The organism is Yersinia kristensenii (assembly GCF_900460525.1).
GTDB classification, from domain to species: domain Bacteria; phylum Pseudomonadota; class Gammaproteobacteria; order Enterobacterales; family Enterobacteriaceae; genus Yersinia; species Yersinia kristensenii.
Window position 1 is genome coordinate 1,191,539 of sequence record NZ_UHIY01000001.1, and the last position, 23,180, is coordinate 1,214,718.

Here is a 23,180-nt window from a genome sequence, read left to right on the forward strand (position 1 = left end):
TCAGTGAAGGGTTTCTACTCGGTACGCATCTTGGCTATACCTTTCGGCAGTTGAGCAAATTAATATGCTAAATGAAAGTGTATTTTATAAGCACGCCGTACAGGGAACTCTGAGCCCTGTTAAGTTAGGCAGCGATAACAACAGAGGATAACAGCGAATGGTTCTCGGCAAGCCACAAACAGACCCGACTCTCGAATGGTTCCTGTCTCATTGCCATATCCACAAATATCCATCGAAAAGTACGCTAATTCACCAAGGTGAAAAAGCCGAAACGCTTTACTACATCGTGAAAGGCTCCGTTGCGGTGCTGATCAAAGATGAAGAAGGTAAAGAGATGATTCTCTCCTATTTAAACCAGGGAGATTTCATCGGCGAGCTTGGATTATTTGAAGAAGGCCAAGAACGTAGTGCTTGGGTTAGGGCAAAAACTGCCTGTGAAGTGGCTGAAATTTCTTACAAAAAATTCCGTCAGCTGATTCAGGTCAATCCAGATATATTGATGCGCCTGTCTTCACAAATGGCGAATCGCTTACAGATAACCTCTGAGAAAGTGGGTAACCTCGCTTTCCTGGACGTGACTGGGCGTATTGCACAAACGCTGCTTAATCTGGCAAAACAACCGGATGCCATGACCCACCCAGATGGGATGCAGATAAAGATTACCCGCCAGGAAATTGGTCAAATAGTTGGCTGCTCCCGCGAAACTGTGGGGCGGATACTAAAAATGCTAGAAGATCAAAATCTGATCTCCGCGCATGGTAAAACGATTGTCGTTTACGGCACCCGTTAAAACCCTATAAACCGGTGCTGTTACCTCGGCACCGGTTTTCTTTTGTGTGATTAATAAATTTCTGGGGCCTATATGAATTGGCAACGGCTTATTTATCATCCTGAAGTGAATTATGCACTCCGCCAAACACTGGTTCTCTGCTTGCCGGCGGCATTGGGGTTCGCAATGGGTGAATTGCGGTTGGGGTTGATGTTCTCCCTGATACCCGCCTGTTGTAATATTGCTGCACTAGATACCCCTCATCAACATTTCTTCCGGCGGCTGATTGTCGGCGGGGCTCTCTTTACTTTCAGTAGTTTTCTGACTCAACAACTGCTGCTGTGGGATATTCCATTACCTGCGGTGATGCTTGGTTTGGCTTTAATGTTGGGTGTCAGTGGCGCTATCAGCCAGCTCAATGGCCGCCTGCTCCCCGCCGCACTTATCGCCGCTATTTTTAGCCTCAGCATGGTAGGTCGTGCGCCTATCTGGCAAGCGCCATTGATGTGTGCCGTGGGGACGCTCTGGTATGGTCTATTTACCTGGCTATGGTTCCGGTTATGTAAAGACCAGCCGATCCGTGAGCCATTGAGTCAGCTTTATCATTTGTTGGCCGATTATTGCGATGCTAAATACAGTTTGTTTGGCCAGCATGTTGAGCTAGAAAAGGCCATGCCGCCGTTGCTTGACCGGCAACAAGGTATAATGGACAAAATTAATCAGCTTTATCAGCAATTTAACCTGATAGACAATGCCACGAAAAAAGAGCGAAAACGGCTATTGAACTTGTTTCAAATGGCGCTTGATTTGCAAGAACACATCACTGCGGCAGTGAGTCAGTCAGAAAAAACGCAAGAGTTAATTGATCAAAGCCCGATAGAAACAGTTCTTAAGCGCAATATGCAGGTTATCTCGACGCAAATGCGCACCATTGCCGATGATATTCTCTATCATCACCGCGCAAAAACGCATTTCAGTGCGGGTGATGCGCTGGTCGAGCTGGAAGAGGTTGCCCAGCAGCACCCGGATAACCCCGTGGCGCAATTCTTCTATTACCATATCAGCCATGTTACCCAAATCCTGAGCGACCAACGCCCGCAGTATGATCGCGCCTTGATGTCCAACCAACCCTCTCAGCCATTTTGGCCAGCACTCGTCAGTTATTTATCGTTTAAATCCAGTGCATTGCGGGATGCTGCTCGCCTTGGTGTCACTTTGGCCGCGGGCAGTTACATCGGTAATTTGATCCATCTGCCTAAACCTTATTGGATTTTGCTTACCGTGATGCTGGTAACGCAAAATGGCTATAACGCCACTAAAATTCGGATCCATCACCGCGCCCTTGGCACCCTGATTGGGCTATTACTCGCGGCAGCTTTGCTGCATTTTCAAATGCCAGAAGGCACCACGTTAAGCATCATGTTGCTCATCACCCTGGTGGCCTATCTGGTTCAACGCAAAAACTATGGCTGGTCGGTCATTTTTAGAACCATCACTACGGTTTATATCTTGCAGTTATTGACCGGCGAAGGTGCGGACTTTTTAATCCCGCGGTTGCTCGATACCTTAATCGGCTGCGCCTTAGCCTTCGCCAGCACATTGTGGCTATGGCCACAGTGGCAAAGCGGTTTACTGCGTAAAAATGCGCATCAAACACTGGAGAATTATCAGAAAATCCTGCGCATCCTGCTGAAACCTCATCCGAATATCGAGCAACTGGCGTTTGAGCGCATCCAGGTGAACAAAGCCAGTAATGCCGTCCTCAATTCACTGAAACAAGCTATGCAGGAGCCGGGATTCAACTCAAAATATCTGGCGGACATGCGTCTGTGGGCTACCCATAGCGAACTTATTGTCGGGAATATCAATGAGATGACCATCCTGACGCGGGCTTATCCATTAGCAGAGTCGCCAGCAGAATCGGATAAACACCACATTCAACTGACGGTTAAGTTAGCGGAAGAATATTTACAGCTCTGTGAAATGGCGATTCAACAATGTCAGCAACGGCTGGAATCAGATAACAGTGAGGGGAATAACGATTTTGTTCAAATGCCAGATAGAGAGACTGATACGCAAATCTCTGAGCTTGAACGTAATTTACGGCGTATCTTGGCGCATTTGAGTGTAATGCATACCGTTTCATCCCTGGCATGGCAGCAACAGCCACACCACGGTATTTGGCGCAGCCGGAAATTGCGGGATACGGCGTCGTAAAAAAGAGAGGCAAAAAGCCTCTCCACAGGCCGTTGACAAAAATGCAGTTTACCCTTTGACCAGGCTGGCAACCGCCCTTTCTAAACGCGCCATACCTTGCTGGATATCTTCTGGCTCAATCACCAGCGAAGGCGCTAACCGCAAGACATCTGGGCCGGCATTGAGGATCATCACCCCGTTCGCTGCCGCCGCCGTCAGGAACTCCCGCGCACGACCATGATAGTGCGGTGCTAATTCAGCCCCAATCAATAGCCCCATGCCACGAATATCATCAAACACCTGATACTTATTGTTAATCTCTTGCAAAGCCTGCACAAACAGGCCGTGGCGCTGTTCAATGCCATCAAGCACCTCAGGGGTATTAATCACATCCAACGCAGCCTCTGCGACCGCACAGGCCAGTGGATTCCCCCCATAGGTGGTGCCGTGGGTTCCTACCGCCATCACCGAAGCAATTTCCTCTGTCGTCAGCATCGCGCTAACTGGGAACCCGCCGCCTAACGCTTTGGCCGTGGTGAGAATATCTGGCGTCACGCCGTAGTGCATATAGGTAAACAGCTTGCCACTGCGCCCCATACCGCTTTGCACTTCATCAAACACCAGCAGCGCTTTATGTTGGTCACACAGCGCCCGCACACCTTGCAGAAACTCTGGTGTCGCGGAAGTAATGCCCCCTTCCCCTTGAATAGGCTCCAGCACCACGGCACAAGTGTGGTCGTCCATGACCGCCTTCACCGCAGCCAGGTCATTAAACGGCACATGGATAATATCAGCCGGTTTCGGACCAAAACCGTCGGAGTACTTGGGTTGCCCGCCGACCGATACAGTAAACAGCGTGCGGCCATGGAATGCATTATGGAAAGCAATGATTTTAGTTTTATACGGGCTGTGGCGTTCAATGGCGTAATGACGGGCTAACTTAAATGCCGCCTCATTTGCCTCGCCACCTGAGTTGGCAAAAAACACGCGGTCAGCAAAGGTCGCCGCAATCAATTTTTGAGCCAAACGCAGGGCGGGTTCATTGGTGAATACATTACTGGTATGCCATAACATTTCACCTTGCTGATGCAATGCCGCCACCAGCGCCGGATGGCAATGACCGAGTGCCGTAACCGCAATTCCACCTGCAAAATCAATGTATTCCGTGCCTTGTTGATCCCACACGCGGCTCCCTTTCCCTTTTACCGGAATAAACTGCGCTGGTGCATAAACAGGCAAAATAACCTGATCGAATGTACTGCGAGTCACTGCTAATTTATCTGCCATTACACTGTCCACCCTGGTAAAACATTGAGCCGCCAATTATTGACGAGTGAAAATATAATCACAAAATATGCATAAAAAATCACAATCAAGCAAACAAAAAATTAACCAATAGGAAAAATGCAATTCAATCGCTTAATTTTTAAGGAAATTATCCAATAATTGATGGCCTTGTTCGCTGAGGATACTTTCCGGATGGAACTGCACCCCCTCCAGTGGCAAAGTGCGATGGCGGATACCCATAATCTCATCCATCACCCCCTCTTGTTCTGTCCATGCCGTCAGCTCAAAACAATCAGGTAGGGAGTCAGCGGCAATCACTAAAGAGTGGTAACGGGTCACGGTAAGCGGCTGATTAAGCTGACGAAAGACACCCTGACCATTATGGCGAATTGCCGTGGTTTTGCCGTGCATCACTTGTCGCGCCCGCACGATCTGCGCGCCAAACGCCTGCCCAAGAGCCTGATGGCCCAAACAAACACCCAGTATGGGCAATTTATCGGCAAAATGACGGATCGCTGCCACAGAAATCCCAGCCTCATTGGGAGTACAGGGGCCGGGCGAAATCACTAAATGTGACGGTGATAGTCTTTCAATATCAGACAGTTGCACTTCATCATTACGTTTAACCACCACTTCCGCGCCCAGCTCACAAAAATACTGGTAGAGGTTATAGGTAAATGAATCGTAATTATCGATCAATAACAGCATATTTAACCTAAATTGCTAAGTGGGTAGATTGTAATGCACTTTGGTGGCAATCAGAGAATCATCAAATCTTGTCGGAATAAAGGTCACCAGCTCCCCGACGTTCAACTGAGCAAGCCCCTTCAAGATGGCTCTATCTTTTTTATCTATAAAGAATTGCCCAGAGTAATTACCATCAACAGCTTTTATTGAAACTAAATCGCCCTGAATTGATGAAATTGCACCACGTATACGTTCACTAAACTGTGCATGAGTATGCCAGTTTTTAATATTGATTTGAGGAATGGCATGAACTTCCGCCGCGAGATTTTTATATTCCACTACACATTGGATAGAACAAAGCGCCGTCAATGACGCATGGCTATTCACCAAAGTAATGGCTTTGAGATTTGAAGGGTTGATTGCCTCAATCAATATCAAACACTCATTATAAAAATTGATGACTTTATTCAAATATGCCGGTGTGCCATAAAGACTTTTTGAGTACCAAACTGGCTCATGATGCGCGATTCGATTCCGTAACCGGTTAACATTCCTAAGAATATTAATAAGTTGTGAATGTTTCATTTTTCTACCGGGAAATGCATGGTAGAGTAAATCCGGCCACAGTTGTAAGGATTGAGCGTCGTTTATGTCATGGGATTGACACAAATGGCTCCACACTCCAAAGGTTAATTCTGGTATTAAATTATCTGCTGTAAGTTCTATCCCCCTCTTTTCCAACTTATTTGCTGCCAACACTATCGCAGTCTTGGTGTCTTTATATTGACAGTCTGCGGCCGAATCATAAAAATTCTTAAGCCACATAGGGTCGAATTCGGCATTAATTTCAGCGGTATTCTTGCCCTGTTGCTTGCGGCGTTCCCTGAATAAGGATTCATAGCCCGAGCAGAGAGCATTGCGAAGAGAGACTTCCAGTATTTGCAGTACGGGCAACAGTTCGGCGCAGACGCGCTTATTCCAGATATACATACCGAGACATTCCGCTATGTCAGTTGCTTCAAAACAACGTTCATATGTAGCAATACGTTTTCCCGATATTGACTCGATAATTCGTTCAACTGACATGCATAATATCCAGTAATATATTTTTTTATTTCAATTTGTTAAAGTTAATCCCCAGAGAGCCACATTTAAAGATTTATTATTCGTTACTCAAAACTGACTCGCAATAATACTCAAGCCAAGATAGCAACTTAACAGCAGCGATTGACTATATAAACTACGCGCGATATAGTCTTTCCCGTACCAATGAACCAAGGTACAACTTGATAGGCACATAGGGTAGGAAACTATGCCTTTGTAGCCGACAGATATTCGGGATAACCCGCCTTAATGGCGGGTTTTCTCGTTTTAGAGGCCAGGTCATTAGCGCGCCTTAACGCTTGCGCCCACCGGTAATTGATCCCAAAACACCGCGCAAAATTTGTCGGCCCAAATCGCGCGCCATACTTTTAGCCGCAGTTTGAACAATACCATCGCGTTTACCACCTCGTGGGCCGGTAGAACCAAATAGCAAATCATTCAGCCCATCCATCAAACCACCGCCGTGAGCATCTGGCTGCTGAGGTGCTTCTGCCCCACCCGAAGCCGCATCCCCTAAGGTGGAAGAGCCACCAGCGGATAATTTCTCATAAGCCGACTCGCGGTCTACCATCTCTTCATAGCGCCCATATAGCGGCGAATGATTGATGGAGTGATTACGTGCAGCCGCATCCAGCGCGCCCATTTTGGATTGTGGGGCAATCACCATGGCGCGCTCGACAATATTGGGCCGCCCTTTCTCATCAAGGAAAGAAATAAGTGCCTCACCGACACCCAGCTCAGTAATCACCTGTTCAGCACTGAATGCCGGATTCGTCCGTAGGGTTTGCGCGGCGGATTTCACCGCCTTTTGATCTCGCGGAGTAAAAGCACGCAACGCATGCTGCACGCGGTTGCCCAATTGGCCAAGGATTTTATCGGGGATATCCAGTGGATTTTGTGTCACAAAATAGATGCCGACCCCTTTGGAGCGAATCAACCGCACCACTTGTTCAACTTTATCCACCAGCGCCGCCGGGGCATCAGTGAATAATAGATGGGCCTCATCAAAGAAAAAGACCAATTTTGGTTTATCGACATCGCCGACTTCCGGCAGTTGCTCGAACAATTCGGCTAACAACCACAGCAGAAAAATAGCATAGAGTTTGGGTTGATTAATCAGCCGGTCAGCAGCCAGCAGATTGATAACTCCTTGCCCATTGCTATCAGTTCGCATCAAATCGTGAATATCCAACATCGGCTCACCAAAGAATTGATTAGCACCCTGCTGTTCTAAGGTCAGTAAACCGCGCTGGATAGCACCGATCGAGGCGGACGTAATATTGCCGTATTGGGTACGGAACTGCTTGGCATTGTCACCGACGTATTGCACGATAGCGCGCAAATCTTTCATGTCTAACAGCAGCAGATTGTTGTCGTCCGCAATTTTAAACACCAATTGCAGTACACCACTTTGTACTTCATTGAGATCAAGCAAACGCCCCAGTAGCAGAGGGCCAAGATCGGAAATGGTGGCCCGGATTGGATGGCCTTTTTCAGCAAAAATATCCCAGGGTACAATCGGGCAAGCTTGGGGTTGCCAGTCAGTTACCCCAATGGCCGCCAGTCTTGCTTGCAGTTTTTCTGATTCAACACCTTCCGCGCCAATACCGGATAAATCGCCTTTCACATCGGCCAGAAATACCGGTACGCCGATACGGGAAAATTGCTCGGCCATTTTTTGTAATGTGACCGTTTTACCGGTACCGGTCGCGCCGGTAATCAGTCCATGACGGTTTGCCAATGCCGATAAAATCACTAAATCCTGTGCGGGCTGCGCTTTCGCGATAAGCAATGCTTCACTCATGAACCTTTCCCCCAAACTGAGACAGATGATTGATTATATGCAACCTGTTGATTAATTTCTGGCGGGGACGGGATTTTTTAGGAGATAAACCAGCTTTCGGGGATGAAAGCTGGTAGACAGCAATTAAGGTAAAACTTTCGCCGACAGAATGGTGATCGGTTTCACCGGCACATTCTGATACGGGCCGACGTTTTCGGTCTGAACCTGGGAGATTTTCTCTACCACATCCATCCCCTTAACCACTTTACCGAACACAGCATAACCAAAATCGCGCTGGCCGTGATCGAGGAAAGCATTGTCTGCCACGTTGAGGAAGAACTGGCTGGTGGCGCTGTCTTTATCTGCAGTGCGGGCCATAGAGATGGTGCCACGCAGGTTACGCAAGCCGTTATCCGCTTCATTTTTGATCGGTGTTTTAGCCGTTTTTTGTTTGAAATCGGCTGTAAAACCTCCGCCTTGAATCATAAAACCGGGGATAACGCGGTGGAAGATGGTGTTGTTGTAATAGCCGTTGTTGACATAATCAACGAAATTCTGCGTTGAAACCGGTGCCTTCTGGCTATTGAGTTCCAACTCAATATTCCCAACCGACGTCGTTAACAACACATGAGGTTCACCGGCAGCCAAAGCTGCGGGCGCCACGGCGCTTAGGGAGCAAAGTGCGATGAAGGTCACTAAAGTACGTTTAAACATTAACGGTTCCTTTCTGTGGGATGCGAACAACGGAAAAGCGCTTTGATTCTAAAGACCTGACCCACGCAATGCCACCCATTTACGGTTATTTATGTTACAGAATGCGCATTTTCGCTGAAAACTCGCCACGTCAGCAGTGAAATCGCGTAATGGCGATTAATTAACCACATTAACCCCTCTACCAAATCCTAACCAATAGTGAAATTCTGCAACCGGGATCACGTCTTGCTTATTTTCCTACTCTCAAGCTGCCATTTTTGCGAGCAGTGTCCCATTTTGTTTTTGGTTAATCGTTAGTCTTTCCCCTCAAATGAGAGCGCTCTCATTTCTAATTTATTCATTTGGAGGCCAAATATGAAAACCTTTAAAATTGCCATTATTGGTGGCGGCAGTAGCTATACCCCAGAATTAGTTGATGGATTAATTCAGCGTATTGACCAGTTGCCTGTCACGGAACTGGCGCTGGCTGACGTCGAGTTAGGTCGTCAAAAAGTAGAAATTATTGCTGCGCTGACCCGTAGAATGCTGGATCGCCACGGGTTGGAACAGGTAAAAGTGAGTGTTCATTTCTCACTGGATACCGCAATCGAAGGTGCCAGTTTTGTTCTGACACAATTCCGGGTTGGCCAACTCCCAGCACGGGCAGCAGATGAGCGCTTAGGTCTGAAATATAATTTGCTCGGGCAAGAGACGACTGGCGTCGGCGGTTTTGCCAAAGCGCTACGCACCATTCCGGTGATGCTGGATATTGCGGCTAAAGTTGAGAAACTGGCACCGGATGCCTGGATAATTAACTTTACCAACCCGGCCGGTATCGTCACCGAAGCGGTGACTCGGTATAGCAAAGCGAAAATTATTGGTTTGTGTAATGTTCCAATCAGCATGCACCACATGATTGCAAAATTACTGGATGCGCCTTATGAAGATATCCAACTGCGCTTCGCCGGGCTTAATCATATGGTGTGGGTGCATGAAGTATTGCAACAGGGTAAAAATGTCACCGCTGATGTACTGAACATGCTGTGTGACGGCGCTTCATTGACTATGAACAACATCAAAGAAGCACCATGGCCACCGGAATTCCTACGAGCAATGGGCGCAATTCCTTGTCCATATCATCGCTATTTCTACCAGACACAAGATATGCTGGCAGAAGAGCAGGCTGCCGCCGCTGAACGTGGAACCCGCGCAGAGCAGGTAATGCAGGTAGAAAAAGAGCTATTTGATCTGTACGCTGACCCCCATTTGGACAGCAAACCGGAGCAATTGAGTTTCCGTGGCGGATCATTTTATTCTGAAGTAGCACTGGAACTTATTCGTGCAATTCATAATAATTTAGGGACGCAACTCGTGGTGAATACCACAAACCGCGGTGCAATTCGTGGTTTGTCTGATGGTTCCGTGGTAGAAACCAACTGTATTGTTGATGCACAAGGTGCTCACCCGCTCACTTTTGGGCCTTTGCCGGTGTCAATGCACGGGCTAACTCAGCAGGTCAAAGCCTATGAGCGCCTGACAATTGAAGCGGCAGTTCACGGTGATCGCCGTAGTGCCCTGCTGGCATTAGTGACCAACCCACTGATTGGTAACGCCAGCATTGCTCAGCCACTACTGGAAGAGGTTTTACAGGTCAATAAACCTTACTTGCCGCAGTTCGCAGATTTGTAACATTAACTCATTTTATTACCCACAGTAATTGGAGTTGCAGTTCCCCCTGCAACTTCAAATATGAAAGGGATTGGAGCAAGATGATGGTCACACTGGAAGACGTCGCGGTATTAGCCGGGGTTTCCCGCGCTACAGTATCCCGCGTGGTCAATGGTGATACCAATGTCAAAGCGCGGACACGCGAAAAAGTCGAGCAAGCGGTCGCAGTCTTGGGCTATACCCCCAACCCTGCCGCACGGGCACTGGCCTCCAGCCAAAGTAATACGCTGGGGCTAGTGACCACCTCTTATCGCGGCGGCTTTTTTGGTGCATTGATGGATTTCGTCCAAACCGAAGCCGAATCTCAGGGTAAACAGTTATTAGTCACTCAGGGGCGGGATAATGCAGAGAAAGAATGGCAGGCTATCCAGCGCCTGTATAACTTACGCTGTGATGGTTTAATCCTGCACGTCCGTTTTCTCAGTGATGAGAGGCTGCATCAGTTGGCAGCGGCTGGGCGCTCCTTTGTGTTATTGGATAGGCTGGTTCCCGGCCTGGAAGCCCGCTGTGTCACTTTTGATCATCGCCGTGCCAGCCAAATGGCAACACAGGCATTGATTGATGCCGGCCATCGCCATATTGCTTGTATCAGTGGCTCCGCACAGCGCCATTCCAGTGAATTACGCCGTCAGGGCTTTCTTGATGCCATGCAATTAGCCGGTTTAGAGCCGGTGGCCTGTGTAGAGGGGGTTTATGACCTGGAAAGTGGCCACCAGCGCGCTGATGAAATTCTCAACCTCCCCCAGCTCCCCACCGCCATTTATTGTTGTAACGAAGAAATGGCCATTGGCGCTTTGTTGGCTATCAATAAGCACCATTTGCAAGTGCCGCAGGATATTTCATTGCTTTGCTATGACAGCGGCGAACGCGCCCCGTTTGTCCGCCCGGCATTGACCAGCCTGCATTTCCCCATTGTAGAAATGGCGCGCTATGCGACTCAATTACTGATTAACCCATTGATCCCCAACGCCAGTTTCCCACCCGCGATTATCATGCGCGAGTCAGTCATGCCGCCCAAAAAGTAGCTTTTTTGCCGACTCATGCAGCACCCACCGTATTCCTTGCTATCACGATTTTTACTGCACACATGTCTTGGCTGCACTCAAAATTTGCTCACTCCGCTGCCCTATTCAGAATATTTATCATATGAAACGTCACCGCGAATTGTGACACCTCACTATTATTCGCAATAGCATTTCATTTATTACATTAAAAGTTGAATGTAAGTCACAAAAACTCGCCATGCCTGTGCTAGGATTCGCAGCCTCAATGCTGAAATTAGTTTGAACCATTTTTATAAAGGTTCTTACTATTATTGTTTAAATATTATGCTGACACAGGCCCCATCTATGAATAACAGCAATCGCCTTCGACTCACTTGGATCAGTTACTTTTCATACGCGCTGACCGGTGCGTTAGTTATTGTCACCGGGATGGTGATGGGAAATATCGCAGAGTATTTCAATCTGCCTATTGCCAGTATGAGTAACACATTCACTTTCCTTAACGCGGGTATTTTGATCTCTATCTTCCTGAATGCCTGGTTGATGGAAATCATTCCACTAAAACGTCAGTTAGTGTTTGGTTTTATTCTGATGTTAATTGCTATTGCCGGGTTAATGGTGGGCCATAACCTGATGGTCTTCTCCATCAGCATGTTCATTCTCGGGGTGGTTAGCGGGATAACTATGTCGATCGGGACTTTCCTGATTACCCATATGTATGAAGGGCGTCAGCGCGGTTCTCGCCTGCTGTTTACCGACTCCTTCTTCAGCATGGCTGGGATGATTTTCCCGGTCGCTGCTGCAATACTGCTGGCGCGCCATATTGAATGGTATTGGGTTTATGCTTGCATCGGCCTACTGTATGTCGGCATTTTCGTGCTGACACTGTGCTCTGAATTCCCGGTTCTGGGCCATAAAGCCACTGACCAGAGCAAGCCTGTAGCCAAAGAGAAATGGGGCATGGGTGTACTGTTCCTGGCGATTGCCGCGCTATGCTATATCCTCGGCCAACTCGGTTTCATCCAGTGGGTACCGGAATACGCCACCAAAACTTTCAATATGGATATCAGTCAGGCTGGCCAATTAGTCAGTAACTTCTGGATTTCCTACATGATTGGGATGTGGGTATTCAGCTTTATCCTGCGCTTCTTTGACCTGCAACGCATCGTCACCGTGTTAGCCGCGCTGGCAACTTTGTCGATGTACATGTTTGTCAGCACCAATAACCCAGAGCACTTGAGCTACTACATTCTGGCGTTGGGTTTTGTTTCCAGTGCGATTTACACTACGTTGATTACGTTGGGTTCACTGCAAACCAAAGTGTCTTCGCCAAAACTGGTGAACTTCATTCTGACCTGCGGCACCGTTGGCACCATGCTGACTTTCGTGGTCACTGGCCCGATTGTGGCTAACAGTGGTGTTCATGCCGCATTGGCAACCGCCAATGGCTTATATCTGACCGTGTTTGTGATGTGTCTGATTCTGGGCTTCTTCACCAAGCACCGCAGCCACGGCCACGTGACTCATTGATTTAGCTGTTTTATTGCCCTGCTGCCATGCCGGTGCAGGGCACCTTCTATTTAAAATTCACTGTCTCTTCTTGCCCCAAATATATCCGGCTTTCTGCCGGTTGCGTCTTGGCGATCACCACGCCGTGGCGAATGGAATACTGCACCGGCACTTGCCGCCGTACTGCATCAAAACCATTGTCGGCGGGCAGAATAATCACGTTAGCGCTATTCCCCAGCTGCAAACCATAATCCGACAAATTCAACGTTTTGGCGCTGTGGGTGGTTATCAAATTCAGCCCATCATTGATTTGGCTGTAGCCCATCAACTGACAGATATGTAACCCCATATGCAACACCTGCAACATATTGGCAGTACCTAGTGGATACCACGGGTCGAACACATCGTCATGACCGAAACAAACATTAATCTCTGCCGCCAGCATCTCTTTAACCCGTGTAATACCGCGCCGCTTGGGATAAGTATCAAAGCGCCCTTGCAAGTGAATATTCACCAGCGGGTTAGCAACAAAATTAATGCCGGACATTTTCAGCAAACGGAATAATCGCGAGGTATAAGCGCCATTATAAGAGTGCATCGCCGTGGTATGGCTGGCGGTCACCCGCGCGCCCATGTTCTCCCGGTGTGCCAATGCCGCTACCGTTTCGATAAAGCGCGACTGTTCATCATCAATTTCATCACAATGAACATCCACCAGCCGTTGATATTTCTGCGCCAATGCAAAGGCGATATGCAGCGATTCAACACCATATTCGCGAGTAAACTCAAAATGAGGAATAGCACCGACCACATCCGCCCCTAGCCGCAGCGCCTCTTCCAGCAGTGCGGCACCATGCGGATAAGAGAGAATCCCCTCCTGTGGGAAGGCCACAATCTGCATATCCACCCACGGACTGACTTCTTCTTTGACCTCCAGCATCGCGCTTAAAGCCGTCAAACTGGGGTCGGAAACATCCACATGAGTACGGACATGCTGAATCCCATTGGCTATTTGCCATTTCAATGTTTGCCAGGCGCGTTGTTTAACATCCTCGCGAGTCAGTAGCGCCTTGCGCTCGGCCCAGCGCTCAATGCCCTCAAACAAGGTGCCGGATTGGTTCCAACTGGGCTGCCCGGCGGTTTGAGTGGTATCCAGATGAATATGCGGCTCAATAAATGGCGGTAAAGCCAGCCCACCTTGTGCATCCAATGCACCCTCGCCGGTGACTGGTTGCTCCGGTTGTGGCGCAATCGCGGTAATTTTTCCGCCTGCAATCGCTATTTGCCACAGCCCCGTTTGCCCGCTAAGACGGACATTATTGATTGTGGTTAATAAATGAGGGGGTAAAGATTTGCCCGCCATAAAGGCCTCCATGATTGTTTTTCATTATTACCCTTTAGCTTACCCGACCCACCTCCCTCCGCCCGATTTTCTTTTAATAAAACAGCGTTTTATTTTAATGAATAAAAAAACCAAAACTGAAACCTTTCAGCTAAACATGAATGAAATCCGCAACTTATAAAAAACGTTAAAAATCAGCTATCTACCACCTTAGAGGTATATGGAAAGCAAATTGATTTACATCAATAAGTGCGCCGTGCGGAAGATTAAGGTGAGGGTAGAAAATTAAAAATTGAGGCAAAAATGAGCAAAGTCAAACTTGCCATCATCGGCAACGGTATGGTCGGCCACCGCTTTATTGAAGACTTATTGGATAAAGCAGATAAAGACCAATTTGAGATAACCGTCTTTTGCGAAGAACCGCGCATCGCTTATGACCGGGTCCATCTTTCTTCTTATTTCTCCCACCACACTGCGGAAGAACTGTCACTGGTTCGCGAAGGTTTTTATGAAAAGCACGGCGTCAATGTGCTGGTCGGCGAACGCGCTATTACCATCAATCGTAAAGAGAAAGTCATCCATTCCAACAGCGGTCGTACTCTGTATTACGACAAGCTGATTATGGCGACGGGCTCTTATCCGTGGATCCCGCCGATTAAAGGCAGCGAAGGGCAAGATTGCTTTGTTTACCGCACCATTGAAGACTTAAATGCCATTGAAGCTTGCACCCGTCGCAGCAAACGCGGGGCGGTGATCGGCGGCGGGTTATTAGGATTGGAAGCGGCTGGCGCACTGAAAAGCCTCGGCGTTGAAACCCATGTCATTGAGTTTGCCCCAGTATTAATGGCTGAACAGCTTGATCCCATGGGCGGCGACCAACTGCGCCAGAAGATTGAGCGTATGGGCGTCCGAGTCCACACCGGCAAAAACACGCAAGAAATTGTCCATAGCGGGCAAAACAGCCGCAAAACTATGCTGTTTGCCGATGGTTCGCAGTTGGAAGTCGATTTTATCGTCTTCTCCACCGGCATCCGTCCACAAGATAAACTGGCCCATCAATGCGGTTTAGCCACAGCACGCCGTGGTGGTATTGCTATCAATGATAATTGCCAGACCTCGGATCCGGATGTCTACGCCATTGGCGAATGCGCATCCTGGCAGGAACGGACATTCGGGCTGGTGGCGCCGGGCTACAAAATGGCGCAGGTCACGGCTGACCACTTACTGGGGCGCGAAAATGCCTTCCACGGCGCGGACATGAGCGCCAAGCTCAAACTTTTGGGGGTAGATGTCGGTGGGATTGGTGATGCCCATGGCCGCACTGAAGGTGCGCGCAGTTATGTCTATCTGGATGAGAGTAAAGAGATTTACAAGCGCCTGGTGGTCAGCGCCGACAACAAAACCCTGCTCGGTGCGGTACTGGTGGGGGATACCAGCGATTACGGCAATCTGCTGCAACTGGCCCTGAATAATATTGAGCTACCGGAAAACCCCGATAGCTTGATTTTACCGGCTCATGCGGGCAGCAAACCGGCAATCGGAGTTGATTCCCTGCCGGACAGCGCCCAAATCTGCTCCTGTTTTGATGTCACCAAAGGCGACATTATTCAGGCGATCGGCCAAGGCTGCCATACTGTGGCGGCACTGAAGTCGGCCACTAAAGCGGGCACCGGCTGCGGCGGCTGTATTCCACTCGTCACCCAAGTGCTGAATGCCGAACTTAGCAAGCAAGGCATTGAAGTTAATCATCATTTATGCGAACACTTTGCCTATTCGCGCCAAGAGCTATATCACCTGATTCGCGTGGAACAGATTAAAACTTTCGATGCCCTGCTGGAAAAATACGGCAAAGGTTACGGCTGTGAAGTGTGTAAACCGACGGTAGGTTCGCTGCTGGCATCCTGCTGGAATGAATATGTCTTGGAGCCGCAACATACCCCGTTGCAGGACACCAACGACAACTTCCTCGGCAATATCCAAAAAGATGGCACTTACTCAGTTATCCCGCGCTCACCGGGTGGGGAAATCACACCTGACGGCCTGCTGGCCATTGGCCGCATCGCCAAAGAATATAATCTTTACACCAAACTGACCGGCTCACAGCGCGTCGGGATGTTCGGCGCGCAAAAAGACGACTTACCGGCTATCTGGGCGCAGTTGATTGAAGCGGGCTTTGAGACCGGACATGCTTATGCCAAAGCCCTGCGCATGGCAAAAACCTGTGTCGGTAGCACCTGGTGCCGCTTTGGCGTGGGCGACAGTGTCGGCTTTGGTGTGGCGCTGGAACACCGCTACAAGGGCATTCGCACCCCGCACAAAATGAAATTTGGTGTCTCCGGCTGTACCCGTGAATGTTCTGAAGCACAGGGCAAAGATGTCGGCATTATCGCCACCGAAAACGGCTGGAACTTATATGTCTGTGGTAATGGCGGCATGAAACCTCGTCATGCGGATTTACTGGCGGCGGATTTGGATGAAGAAACTCTGATGCGCTACCTCGACCGCTTTATGATGTTCTACATCCGCACCGCCGATAAACTGCAACGCACTTCGGTGTGGCTGGAGAGTCTGGAAGGCGGAATTAACTACCTGCGCGCCGTCATTCTCGACGACAAACTGGGCATTAACGATCAGCTCGAAACTGATATTGCCCGTCTGCGCGACAAAGTCGTCTGCGAATGGAAAGTCACCGTGGAAAACCCGGCGGCACAAGTCCGTTTCGCCCACTTTATCAACAGTCCGCTACGCGACCCCAATGTACAAGTGGTGCCAGAGCGCGACCAACATCGCCCGGCCCGCCCGGATGAACGCATCCCTGTTCGGGTGCTGGAACTGGAGGATAACCTATGAGTCAGTGGATCCCACTTTGCCCATTAAATGACATTTTGTCCGGTAGCGGCGTATGCGGCCTGATTGGCGAGCATCACGTCGCGGTCTTCCGGCCTTATGCCGACGAACAGGTGTTTGCTATCAGCAACATTGACCCCTTTGCTCAGGCCAGTGTGCTGTCACGCGGATTAATTGCAGAACATCAAGGTGATTTGTGGGTGGCCAGCCCCCTGAAAAAACAGCATTTTCGCCTGCATGATGGTTTCTGTCTTGAAGATGAAACGCGCTCAGTGACCCATTTTGACGTGCGGGTACGCGACGGCATAGTGCAAGTCAAAGCGTGATAACCACCGACTTACTTTTAACTAATGGAATCCACTATGTACAGTGACACCATCAACAAATGCGCGGCCAATGCGGCGCGAATCGTCAAACTGGCCAAAGAAAGCCCGCTGGGCTTTTGGATTGGTTCGGCGATGGCCGGTGCCTATGTTGGCCTCGGTATTATTCTGATTTTCACATTGGGCAACCTGATTGACCCAGCTTACCGTCCATTAGTCATGGGAGCGACCTTTGGTCTGGCGCTAACCTTGGTGATTATCGCCGGTTCTGAACTGTTTACCGGCCACACCATGTTCCTGACCTTTGGTGTCAAAGCGGGCACCATCAAATCCAGCCAAATGTGGGCAGTTTTACCCCAAACCTGGCTGGGGAATCTGTTGGGTTCTGTTTTTGTCGCCCTACTTTATTACTACGGTGGCGGTAATCTGCTGTCAGTCGACACCAGCTTGGTACACACCGCGGCGCTAGCAAAAACCTCTGCGCCCGCTATGACCTTATTCTTTAAGGGTGTATTATGTAACTGGCTGGTTTGTCTGGCGATCTGGATGGCAATCCGCGTCGAAGGTGCTGCGAAATTCATCGCCATTTGGTGGTGTTTACTGGCTTTTATCGCCTCTGGTTACGAACACTCAGTGGCAAACATGACGCTGTTCGCCTTGTCATGGTTTGGTCATCACAGCGAGGCTTACACTTTAAGCGGCATCGGCCACAATCTGTTGTGGGTCACACTGGGCAATACCTTGTCTGGCGCGGTGTTTATGGGGCTGGGTTATTGGTATGCCACTCCACGGGAGCAACGCCCACAGCCTGCGGTAGTCAATGCGCCACAAGCAGTAAAAGAGTGAGTTATACGAGGTTAATGGCAAAACCAGTGAGTGAAGGGTTTACCGCACCTAGGGCCGCTCCGGTCGCTTACGCGACTACGACCCCAACGGCACGATTTCCCTTCAATTGACTTAGCCAGCAGTCAGATACCCGAATTCACCCGCTCTTAGGGGCGGGTTTTACCCCCTAGCGGCCTCAACCTGAAGGATTGCCCATGGACTACTTCCCGATTTTCTGCCAACTGCAAAACAAAGCCTGCCTGCTGGTCGGTGGTGGTGAAGTGGCCGAACGCAAAGCTCGCTTGTTGCTTGATGCAGGTGCTACCGTCACCGTCAATGCGTGCGAGTTTACACCGCAGTTTCACTACTGGGCGGAGCAGGGGCAACTTTCATTGGTCAGCGGCGAGTTCGCACCGGAACTACTGGCAGAAAAATGGCTGGTGATTGCCGCAACGGATCAGGTGGCCGTCAATGCTTTAGTCTATCAAAGTGCCAATCAACAGCGGGTGTTCTGCAATGTGGTTGACGACCCGAAACGCACCAGTTTTATCATGCCGTCAATCATTGACCGCTCACCTATCATGATTGCAATCTCCTCAGGCGGTAAAGCGCCAGTCTTAGCCCGCTTGCTGCGCGAGAAACTCGAGGCCATGCTGCCACAGCATTTGGGGCAATTGGCACAATTAGCGGGCAATTTACGCCAGCGGGTGAAACAACATTTTGCCGCCATGGCAGACCGCCGCCGCTTCTGGGAAAAACTGCTGACCCACGACCGGCTGGCGCAATCACTGGCGAATGCGGATCAGGTGCAAGTCGAGCAACACGTTGAGCAACTGTTCAATGCGCCGCTGTCTGACCGCGGTGAAGTGGTGTTGGTGGGGGCTGGGCCGGGCGACGCCGGTTTACTGACATTGAAAGGTTTGCAGCAGATTCAGCAAGCAGACGTGGTGGTGTATGATCGGTTGGTGTCTGATGAGATAATGAATTTGGTGCGGCGCGATGCCGAGCGCATTTTTGTCGGCAAAGAATCCGGTCGCCATAGTGTTCCACAAGACCAAATCAATCAGATTCTATTGCAGCAGGCGCAGCAGGGGAAACGCGTGGTGCGCTTGAAAGGCGGCGACCCATTTATTTTTGGCCGTGGCGGCGAAGAGCTGGAAACACTGGCAGACTACAACATTCCGTTTTCTGTGGTGCCGGGGATAACAGCGGCGTCTGGCTGCTCGGCCTACAGCGGCATTCCGCTCACTCACCGCGATCACGCCCAAAGTGTGCGGCTGATTACCGGCCACGCCAAAAAAGACAGTCAGTTGGATTGGGCTAATCTGGCAGCAGAAAAGCAAACCCTGGTGTTCTATATGGGGCTATCACAAGCTGGCGAGATTCAGCAGCAATTGATTCTGCACGGTATGCCAGCCAGCACGGCGGTTGCTCTGGTGGAGAACGGCACCTCGCGGCATCAGCGGGTGGTGAGCGGCGAACTGAGTCAGTTGGCACTGCTTTCGCAGCAGGTCAGCAGCCCGAGTTTGATTATTGTCGGCAGTGTGGTCAGTTTGCGCAAAAAACTGAATTGGTTTTCCAGTGCGGAGCATGGCAAAGCTGGGGTAAAGGAACAAATTGAACAGGTGGGTTAAACTGAATTGACTCTGAAGGGGGAAGGCTCCCCCCTCAGACTGCTGACTTATTCACTTATGGATGAGCAACAAAACCAATAGCTTCATACACTTTCGCCAGCGTATCTTGCGCACGAGCACGCGCCTTAGCCGCCCCATCACGCATCACTTCCTGCAAGAAAGCTTCATCTTCGCGATACTTGTGATAACGCGCCTGTAGCTCACTCAGCATGTCAGAAACCGCCTCTGCAACCGCACCTTTCAAATGACCGTACATTTGGCCTTCAAACTGGGCTTCCAGCTCAGGAATAGACTGGCCCGTCACACCCGACAGAATATCCAGCAGGTTAGAAACACCGGCTTTCTTCTCAGTGTCATAGCGGATTACCGCTGGCTCATCAGAATCCGTCATGGCGCGTTTAATCTTTTTCACTACAGATTTAGGATCTTCCAGCAATTCGATGACGTTATTGCGGTTATCATCCGATTTCGACATCTTTTTAGTCGGATCCTGCAAGGACATCACCCGCGCACCGGCTTTAGGAATAAACGGCTCAGGGATTTTGAAGATATCGCCATACAGGTTATTGAATCGGCTCGCAATATCGCGGCTCAGCTCCAGATGTTGCTTCTGATCTTCACCAACCGGTACTTGGTTAGTCTGATACAGCAAAATATCCGCCGCCATCAGCACCGGATAATCGAACAAACCGGCGTTAATGTTTTCGGCATAACGGGCTGATTTGTCTTTGAACTGGGTCATGCGGCTCAGTTCGCCGAAATAGGTGTAGCAGTTCAGCGCCCAGCCCAGTTGAGAGTGTTCTGGCACATGGGATTGAACAAAAATGGTGCTTTTCTTCGGGTCAATGCCGCAAGCCAGATACAATGCCAAGGTGTCCAACGTTCTTTTGCGTAGCAACGCTGGGTCCTGACGTGCCGTGATGGCATGCAAATCAACAATGCAATAGATGCAATCATAGTCATCTTGCATTTGTACCCACTGACGCAATGCCCCCATGTAATTGCCAATAGTCAATTCGCCGGACGGTTGCGCGCCGCTAAATACGATAGGTTTTTGTTTATCGGATACAGCAGATATTTCAGTGGGTTTACTCATTTTATGCTTCCTGATCTTTTAAAGATGGCAGCCCAAGTGCGGGCAACAGACAGGCAAAGTGCTCTAGCACACAGTCGGGGTGACTGGTGGCAATAGCTTCACCGTAGTTATATCCATAGGTCAGCCCGACGCAGGGGCAACCCGCCGCCTGCGCGGCCATAATGTCATTACGTGAATCACCAACAAACAGCATTTCATGGGCATGCAAGCCAAGTTTGGCCAGCAATAAATACAATGGCGCGGGATGGGGTTTCTTCACCACGACATCATCACCGCCAATGATGACTGAGAAATAATCGGCAATACCCAAGGACGCCAGCAGTGGGGCGACGAATGGCGTAGGTTTATTGGTAATCAGCCCCATCGGCAAGCCATTGGCCACCAGTTGCGCCAATGTGGCTTTCACTTGCGGAAATAGCTGGCTCCCCTGCTCGACCGTCTGAGCATAGTAGTGGTCAAACAGTTCGCGGGTATGTGCGACTGATTGAGCATCTGGCTCGCGCCCCGCCCAGCGCAGCGCGCGCTCGACTAAGACATCAGCGCCATTGCCAATCCAGGTTGAGACCAAATCTTGACCGGCGACCGGTAAATTCTGATGTGCCAGTGCCATATCAATCGCGCTGGCAAGCCCCGGTACGCTATCAACTAATGTGCCATCGAGATCAAAAGCCACACCGCGGATAGCATCAAATTTAGTCATGAGCAGACTTCGCCAATTCACTGCGCATAGCATCAATCACACTTTTATAGTCCGGCTGGCTAAAGATTGCTGAACCGGCGACAAACATATCCGCACCGGCAGCCGCGATATCGCGAATATTATCCACTTTAACGCCGCCATCCACTTCCAGACGAATGTCATAGCCGCTGTCATCAATCAGCTTGCGCACCTGGCGTAATTTATTCAGTGTTTCGGGAATGAAAGACTGCCCGCCGAAGCCGGGGTTCACCGACATCAGCAAAATGACATCCAGCTTATCCATCACATAATCAAGGTAGCTAAGAGGGGTGGCGGGGTTAAACACCAAGCCCGCCTTGCAACCACTCTCTTTAATGAGTTGCAAAGTGCGGTCAACATGCTCTGAAGCTTCAGGGTGGAATGAGATATAAGTGGCACCGGCTTTGGCAAAATCCGGGACAATACGGTCAACCGGTTTTACCATCAAGTGGACATCAATAGGGGCAGTAATACCGTAATCACGCAAAGCCTTGCACACCATCGGCCCGATAGTCAGATTAGGAACGTAATGATTGTCCATCACATCAAAATGCACAATATCAGCGCCGGCGGCGAGTACCTTAGCGGTATCGTCACCCAGGCGGGCAAAATCTGCTGACAGAATAGACGGGGCAATTAAAAACTTTTTCATCTGCTTCTCCAAACGTATCTCTTTGTTTTATGAGGCTTCAGCGTAGCAAACTTCCTCTCACAAACCATGGGGTTTGAATCGTTACCGAGCGGCAGTTCCCGCTCAGCTATACAGCGCCAAAAGCTCGTTCACTTTACTACGGCCAAGGATATTACGGCTGATAGTACGGCGCGCTTTGACCACATGCAGTGACGCCTGATGATACCAATCGCGCGTCAGTTCTGTGTCGTGATTAGAAATCAGAACCGGGATCTTATTTTCTGCTGACAGCTGGTAAGCCAGACGAGCCAGATTTTGTTGATCCACCAAACCAAAGTTACTGGTGTGATATGCCGTAAAATTAGCCGTCGCTGACAATGGCGCATACGGAGGATCGCAGTAAACCACCGCCCCGTGCACAGCTTTTAATAAGGTTTCCTGATAATGCTCACAAACAAAAACAGCATTTTTCGATTTTTCAGCAAACCAATACAGCTCATTTTCCGGGAAATAAGGTTTTTTGTAACGACCGAAAGGCACATTGAATTCACCGCTCAAATTATAACGGCACAGACCGTTATAACAATGGCGATTCAAGTAGAGAAACAATAAAGCACGGCGATAGGCATCGATACTGGCGTTAAATTCTTGACGCAGCTGATAAAAATGCTCGGAATTATTGAAATCGCCCGTGAATAAAACACGAGCATCCCGCACAAAGTCATCAGTGCGGTCCTTTACGATATTGTAGAGGTTAATGAGATCACTGTTGATATCGGCCAGTATGTAAGATTCATACTCAGTGTTAAGAAACACCGACCCCGCACCGACGAATGGTTCTATCAAGCAGTCTCCCGCTGGAAGATGGCGTCGAATGTCATCAACCAGCGGATATTTCCCACCAGCCCATTTTAAAAAAGCGCGGTTTTTCTTCATGCCGTCAGTTAGCTACTTAATAATTCAGAGCCGCAGATTGTACTCTGTTTCAAACAGCACATCAGCGC

19 protein-coding genes are annotated in these 23,180 nt (G+C 49.5%); 9 read left to right on the top strand and 10 right to left on the bottom strand.

Translation table 11 applies throughout. The features are described from left to right. Positions 1–157 precede the first annotated feature (157 nt). A complete protein-coding gene (gene crp / locus DX162_RS05665; RefSeq protein ID WP_002212297.1) occupies positions 158–790 on the top strand; it encodes a cAMP-activated global transcriptional regulator CRP in 633 nt (210 codons plus the stop codon). A 72-nt stretch (positions 791–862) separates the two neighbouring features. Then, on the top strand, positions 863–2,986 hold the full coding sequence (locus tag DX162_RS05670) for a YccS/YhfK family putative transporter (RefSeq protein WP_004391460.1): 2,124 nt from the start codon (positions 863–865) through the stop codon (positions 2,984–2,986). A 48-nt stretch (positions 2,987–3,034) separates the two neighbouring features. On the opposite strand, the gene argD is transcribed toward DX162_RS05670, so the two are convergent. The 5 genes from argD to ppiA form a co-directional block, all read right to left on the bottom strand. Beyond that, positions 3,035–4,252 carry a bifunctional acetylornithine/succinyldiaminopimelate transaminase gene (argD, locus tag DX162_RS05675; protein ID WP_032820240.1) on the bottom strand — a complete coding sequence of 406 codons (1,218 nt, stop codon included), beginning with the start codon at positions 4,250–4,252 and terminating at the stop codon, positions 3,035–3,037. A gap of 132 nt (positions 4,253–4,384) precedes the next feature. After that, complete coding sequence (locus tag DX162_RS05680) at positions 4,385–4,960, bottom strand: aminodeoxychorismate synthase component II (protein ID WP_004391462.1); 576 nt, start codon at positions 4,958–4,960, stop codon at positions 4,385–4,387. Positions 4,961–4,975: 15 nt separating this feature from the next. Further along, complete coding sequence (locus tag DX162_RS05685) at positions 4,976–6,025, bottom strand: Abi family protein (RefSeq protein WP_004391463.1); 1,050 nt, start codon at positions 6,023–6,025, stop codon at positions 4,976–4,978. Positions 6,026–6,335: 310 nt separating this feature from the next. Beyond that, a complete protein-coding gene (locus tag DX162_RS05690) occupies positions 6,336–7,847 on the bottom strand; it encodes a helicase HerA-like domain-containing protein (protein WP_004391464.1) in 1,512 nt (503 codons plus the stop codon). Positions 7,848–7,970: 123 nt separating this feature from the next. Next, the gene (gene ppiA, locus DX162_RS05695; protein WP_025376626.1) at positions 7,971–8,540 is read right to left on the bottom strand and encodes a peptidylprolyl isomerase A; all 570 of its coding nucleotides are present in this window, start codon (positions 8,538–8,540) and stop codon (positions 7,971–7,973) included. A 354-nt stretch (positions 8,541–8,894) separates the two neighbouring features. On the opposite strand from ppiA, the gene DX162_RS05700 reads away from it, so the two are divergent. The 3 genes from DX162_RS05700 to tsgA all read left to right on the top strand — a co-directional run bounded on the left by DX162_RS05700 (position 8,895) and on the right by tsgA (position 12,781). Beyond that, positions 8,895–10,208 (top strand): 6-phospho-beta-glucosidase, encoded by a 1,314-nt coding sequence (locus DX162_RS05700; RefSeq protein ID WP_004391466.1) that lies wholly within the window; start codon positions 8,895–8,897, stop codon positions 10,206–10,208. A gap of 83 nt (positions 10,209–10,291) precedes the next feature. Further along, positions 10,292–11,272: a LacI family DNA-binding transcriptional regulator gene (locus tag DX162_RS05705; RefSeq protein WP_032820259.1), complete on the top strand. Its 981-nt coding sequence runs from the start codon at positions 10,292–10,294 to the stop codon at positions 11,270–11,272. A gap of 324 nt (positions 11,273–11,596) precedes the next feature. Beyond that, positions 11,597–12,781, top strand: a complete 1,185-nt coding sequence (gene tsgA / locus DX162_RS05710; protein WP_004391468.1) for an MFS transporter TsgA — start codon at positions 11,597–11,599, stop codon at positions 12,779–12,781. A gap of 46 nt (positions 12,782–12,827) precedes the next feature. On the opposite strand, the gene DX162_RS05715 is transcribed toward tsgA, so the two are convergent. Beyond that, positions 12,828–14,123: a cytosine deaminase gene (locus DX162_RS05715; RefSeq protein ID WP_032820260.1), complete on the bottom strand. Its 1,296-nt coding sequence runs from the start codon at positions 14,121–14,123 to the stop codon at positions 12,828–12,830. A gap of 282 nt (positions 14,124–14,405) precedes the next feature. On the opposite strand from DX162_RS05715, the gene nirB reads away from it, so the two are divergent. The 4 genes from nirB (at position 14,406) to cysG (ending at position 19,731) form a co-directional block, all read left to right on the top strand. Then, entirely contained in the window at positions 14,406–16,952 is a 2,547-nt protein-coding gene (gene nirB, locus DX162_RS05720) for a nitrite reductase large subunit NirB (protein ID WP_004391471.1), read from the top strand. Then, positions 16,949–17,275, top strand: coding sequence for a nitrite reductase small subunit NirD (gene nirD, locus DX162_RS05725; RefSeq protein WP_032820243.1), 327 nt, complete (start codon positions 16,949–16,951; stop codon positions 17,273–17,275). Before nirB ends, nirD begins: the two co-directional genes overlap by 4 nt. A 36-nt stretch (positions 17,276–17,311) precedes the next feature. After that, a complete protein-coding gene (nirC, locus tag DX162_RS05730) occupies positions 17,312–18,118 on the top strand; it encodes a nitrite transporter NirC (RefSeq protein ID WP_004391473.1) in 807 nt (268 codons plus the stop codon). Positions 18,119–18,312: 194 nt separating this feature from the next. Next, positions 18,313–19,731: a siroheme synthase CysG gene (gene cysG / locus DX162_RS05735; RefSeq protein WP_004391475.1), complete on the top strand. Its 1,419-nt coding sequence runs from the start codon at positions 18,313–18,315 to the stop codon at positions 19,729–19,731. Between the two features lie 55 nt (positions 19,732–19,786). On the opposite strand, the gene trpS is transcribed toward cysG, so the two are convergent. The 4 genes from trpS to dam form a co-directional block, all read right to left on the bottom strand. Beyond that, positions 19,787–20,827 (bottom strand): tryptophan--tRNA ligase, encoded by a 1,041-nt coding sequence (gene trpS, locus DX162_RS05740; RefSeq protein WP_004391476.1) that lies wholly within the window; start codon positions 20,825–20,827, stop codon positions 19,787–19,789. 1 nt (position 20,828) lies between these two features. After that, complete coding sequence (locus tag DX162_RS05745; protein WP_032820245.1) at positions 20,829–21,527, bottom strand: phosphoglycolate phosphatase; 699 nt, start codon at positions 21,525–21,527, stop codon at positions 20,829–20,831. Continuing rightward, the gene (gene rpe / locus DX162_RS05750) at positions 21,520–22,197 is read right to left on the bottom strand and encodes a ribulose-phosphate 3-epimerase (RefSeq protein WP_004391478.1); all 678 of its coding nucleotides are present in this window, start codon (positions 22,195–22,197) and stop codon (positions 21,520–21,522) included. The genes DX162_RS05745 and rpe overlap by 8 nt, the downstream gene beginning before the upstream one ends. Before the next feature lie 102 nt (positions 22,198–22,299). Next, on the bottom strand, positions 22,300–23,112 hold the full coding sequence (dam, locus tag DX162_RS05755) for an adenine-specific DNA-methyltransferase (RefSeq protein ID WP_004391479.1): 813 nt from the start codon (positions 23,110–23,112) through the stop codon (positions 22,300–22,302). Positions 23,113–23,180 lie beyond the last annotated feature (68 nt).

Bases quoted from the DNA above. Each gene is read 5' to 3' on its own strand.
- DX162_RS05670 (WP_004391460.1), top strand. From the start codon at position 863: ATGAATTGGCAACGGCTTATTTATCATCCTGAAGTGAATTATGCACTC.
- DX162_RS05715 (WP_032820260.1), bottom strand. From the start codon at position 14,123: ATGGCGGGCAAATCTTTACCCCCTCATTTATTAACCACAATCAATAAT.
- tsgA (WP_004391468.1), top strand. From the start codon at position 11,597: ATGAATAACAGCAATCGCCTTCGACTCACTTGGATCAGTTACTTTTCA.
- dam (WP_004391479.1), bottom strand. From the start codon at position 23,112: ATGAAGAAAAACCGCGCTTTTTTAAAATGGGCTGGTGGGAAATATCCG.
- DX162_RS05745 (WP_032820245.1), bottom strand. From the start codon at position 21,527: ATGACTAAATTTGATGCTATCCGCGGTGTGGCTTTTGATCTCGATGGC.
- nirC (WP_004391473.1), top strand. From the start codon at position 17,312: ATGTACAGTGACACCATCAACAAATGCGCGGCCAATGCGGCGCGAATC.
- nirD (WP_032820243.1), top strand. From the start codon at position 16,949: ATGAGTCAGTGGATCCCACTTTGCCCATTAAATGACATTTTGTCCGGT.
- DX162_RS05705 (WP_032820259.1), top strand. From the start codon at position 10,292: ATGGTCACACTGGAAGACGTCGCGGTATTAGCCGGGGTTTCCCGCGCT.
- DX162_RS05690 (WP_004391464.1), bottom strand. From the start codon at position 7,847: ATGAGTGAAGCATTGCTTATCGCGAAAGCGCAGCCCGCACAGGATTTA.
- crp (WP_002212297.1), top strand. From the start codon at position 158: ATGGTTCTCGGCAAGCCACAAACAGACCCGACTCTCGAATGGTTCCTG.
- trpS (WP_004391476.1), bottom strand. From the start codon at position 20,827: ATGAGTAAACCCACTGAAATATCTGCTGTATCCGATAAACAAAAACCT.
- DX162_RS05700 (WP_004391466.1), top strand. From the start codon at position 8,895: ATGAAAACCTTTAAAATTGCCATTATTGGTGGCGGCAGTAGCTATACC.
- rpe (WP_004391478.1), bottom strand. From the start codon at position 22,197: ATGAAAAAGTTTTTAATTGCCCCGTCTATTCTGTCAGCAGATTTTGCC.
- nirB (WP_004391471.1), top strand. From the start codon at position 14,406: ATGAGCAAAGTCAAACTTGCCATCATCGGCAACGGTATGGTCGGCCAC.
- ppiA (WP_025376626.1), bottom strand. From the start codon at position 8,540: ATGTTTAAACGTACTTTAGTGACCTTCATCGCACTTTGCTCCCTAAGC.
- argD (WP_032820240.1), bottom strand. From the start codon at position 4,252: ATGGCAGATAAATTAGCAGTGACTCGCAGTACATTCGATCAGGTTATT.
- DX162_RS05685 (WP_004391463.1), bottom strand. From the start codon at position 6,025: ATGTCAGTTGAACGAATTATCGAGTCAATATCGGGAAAACGTATTGCT.
- cysG (WP_004391475.1), top strand. From the start codon at position 18,313: ATGGACTACTTCCCGATTTTCTGCCAACTGCAAAACAAAGCCTGCCTG.
- DX162_RS05680 (WP_004391462.1), bottom strand. From the start codon at position 4,960: ATGCTGTTATTGATCGATAATTACGATTCATTTACCTATAACCTCTAC.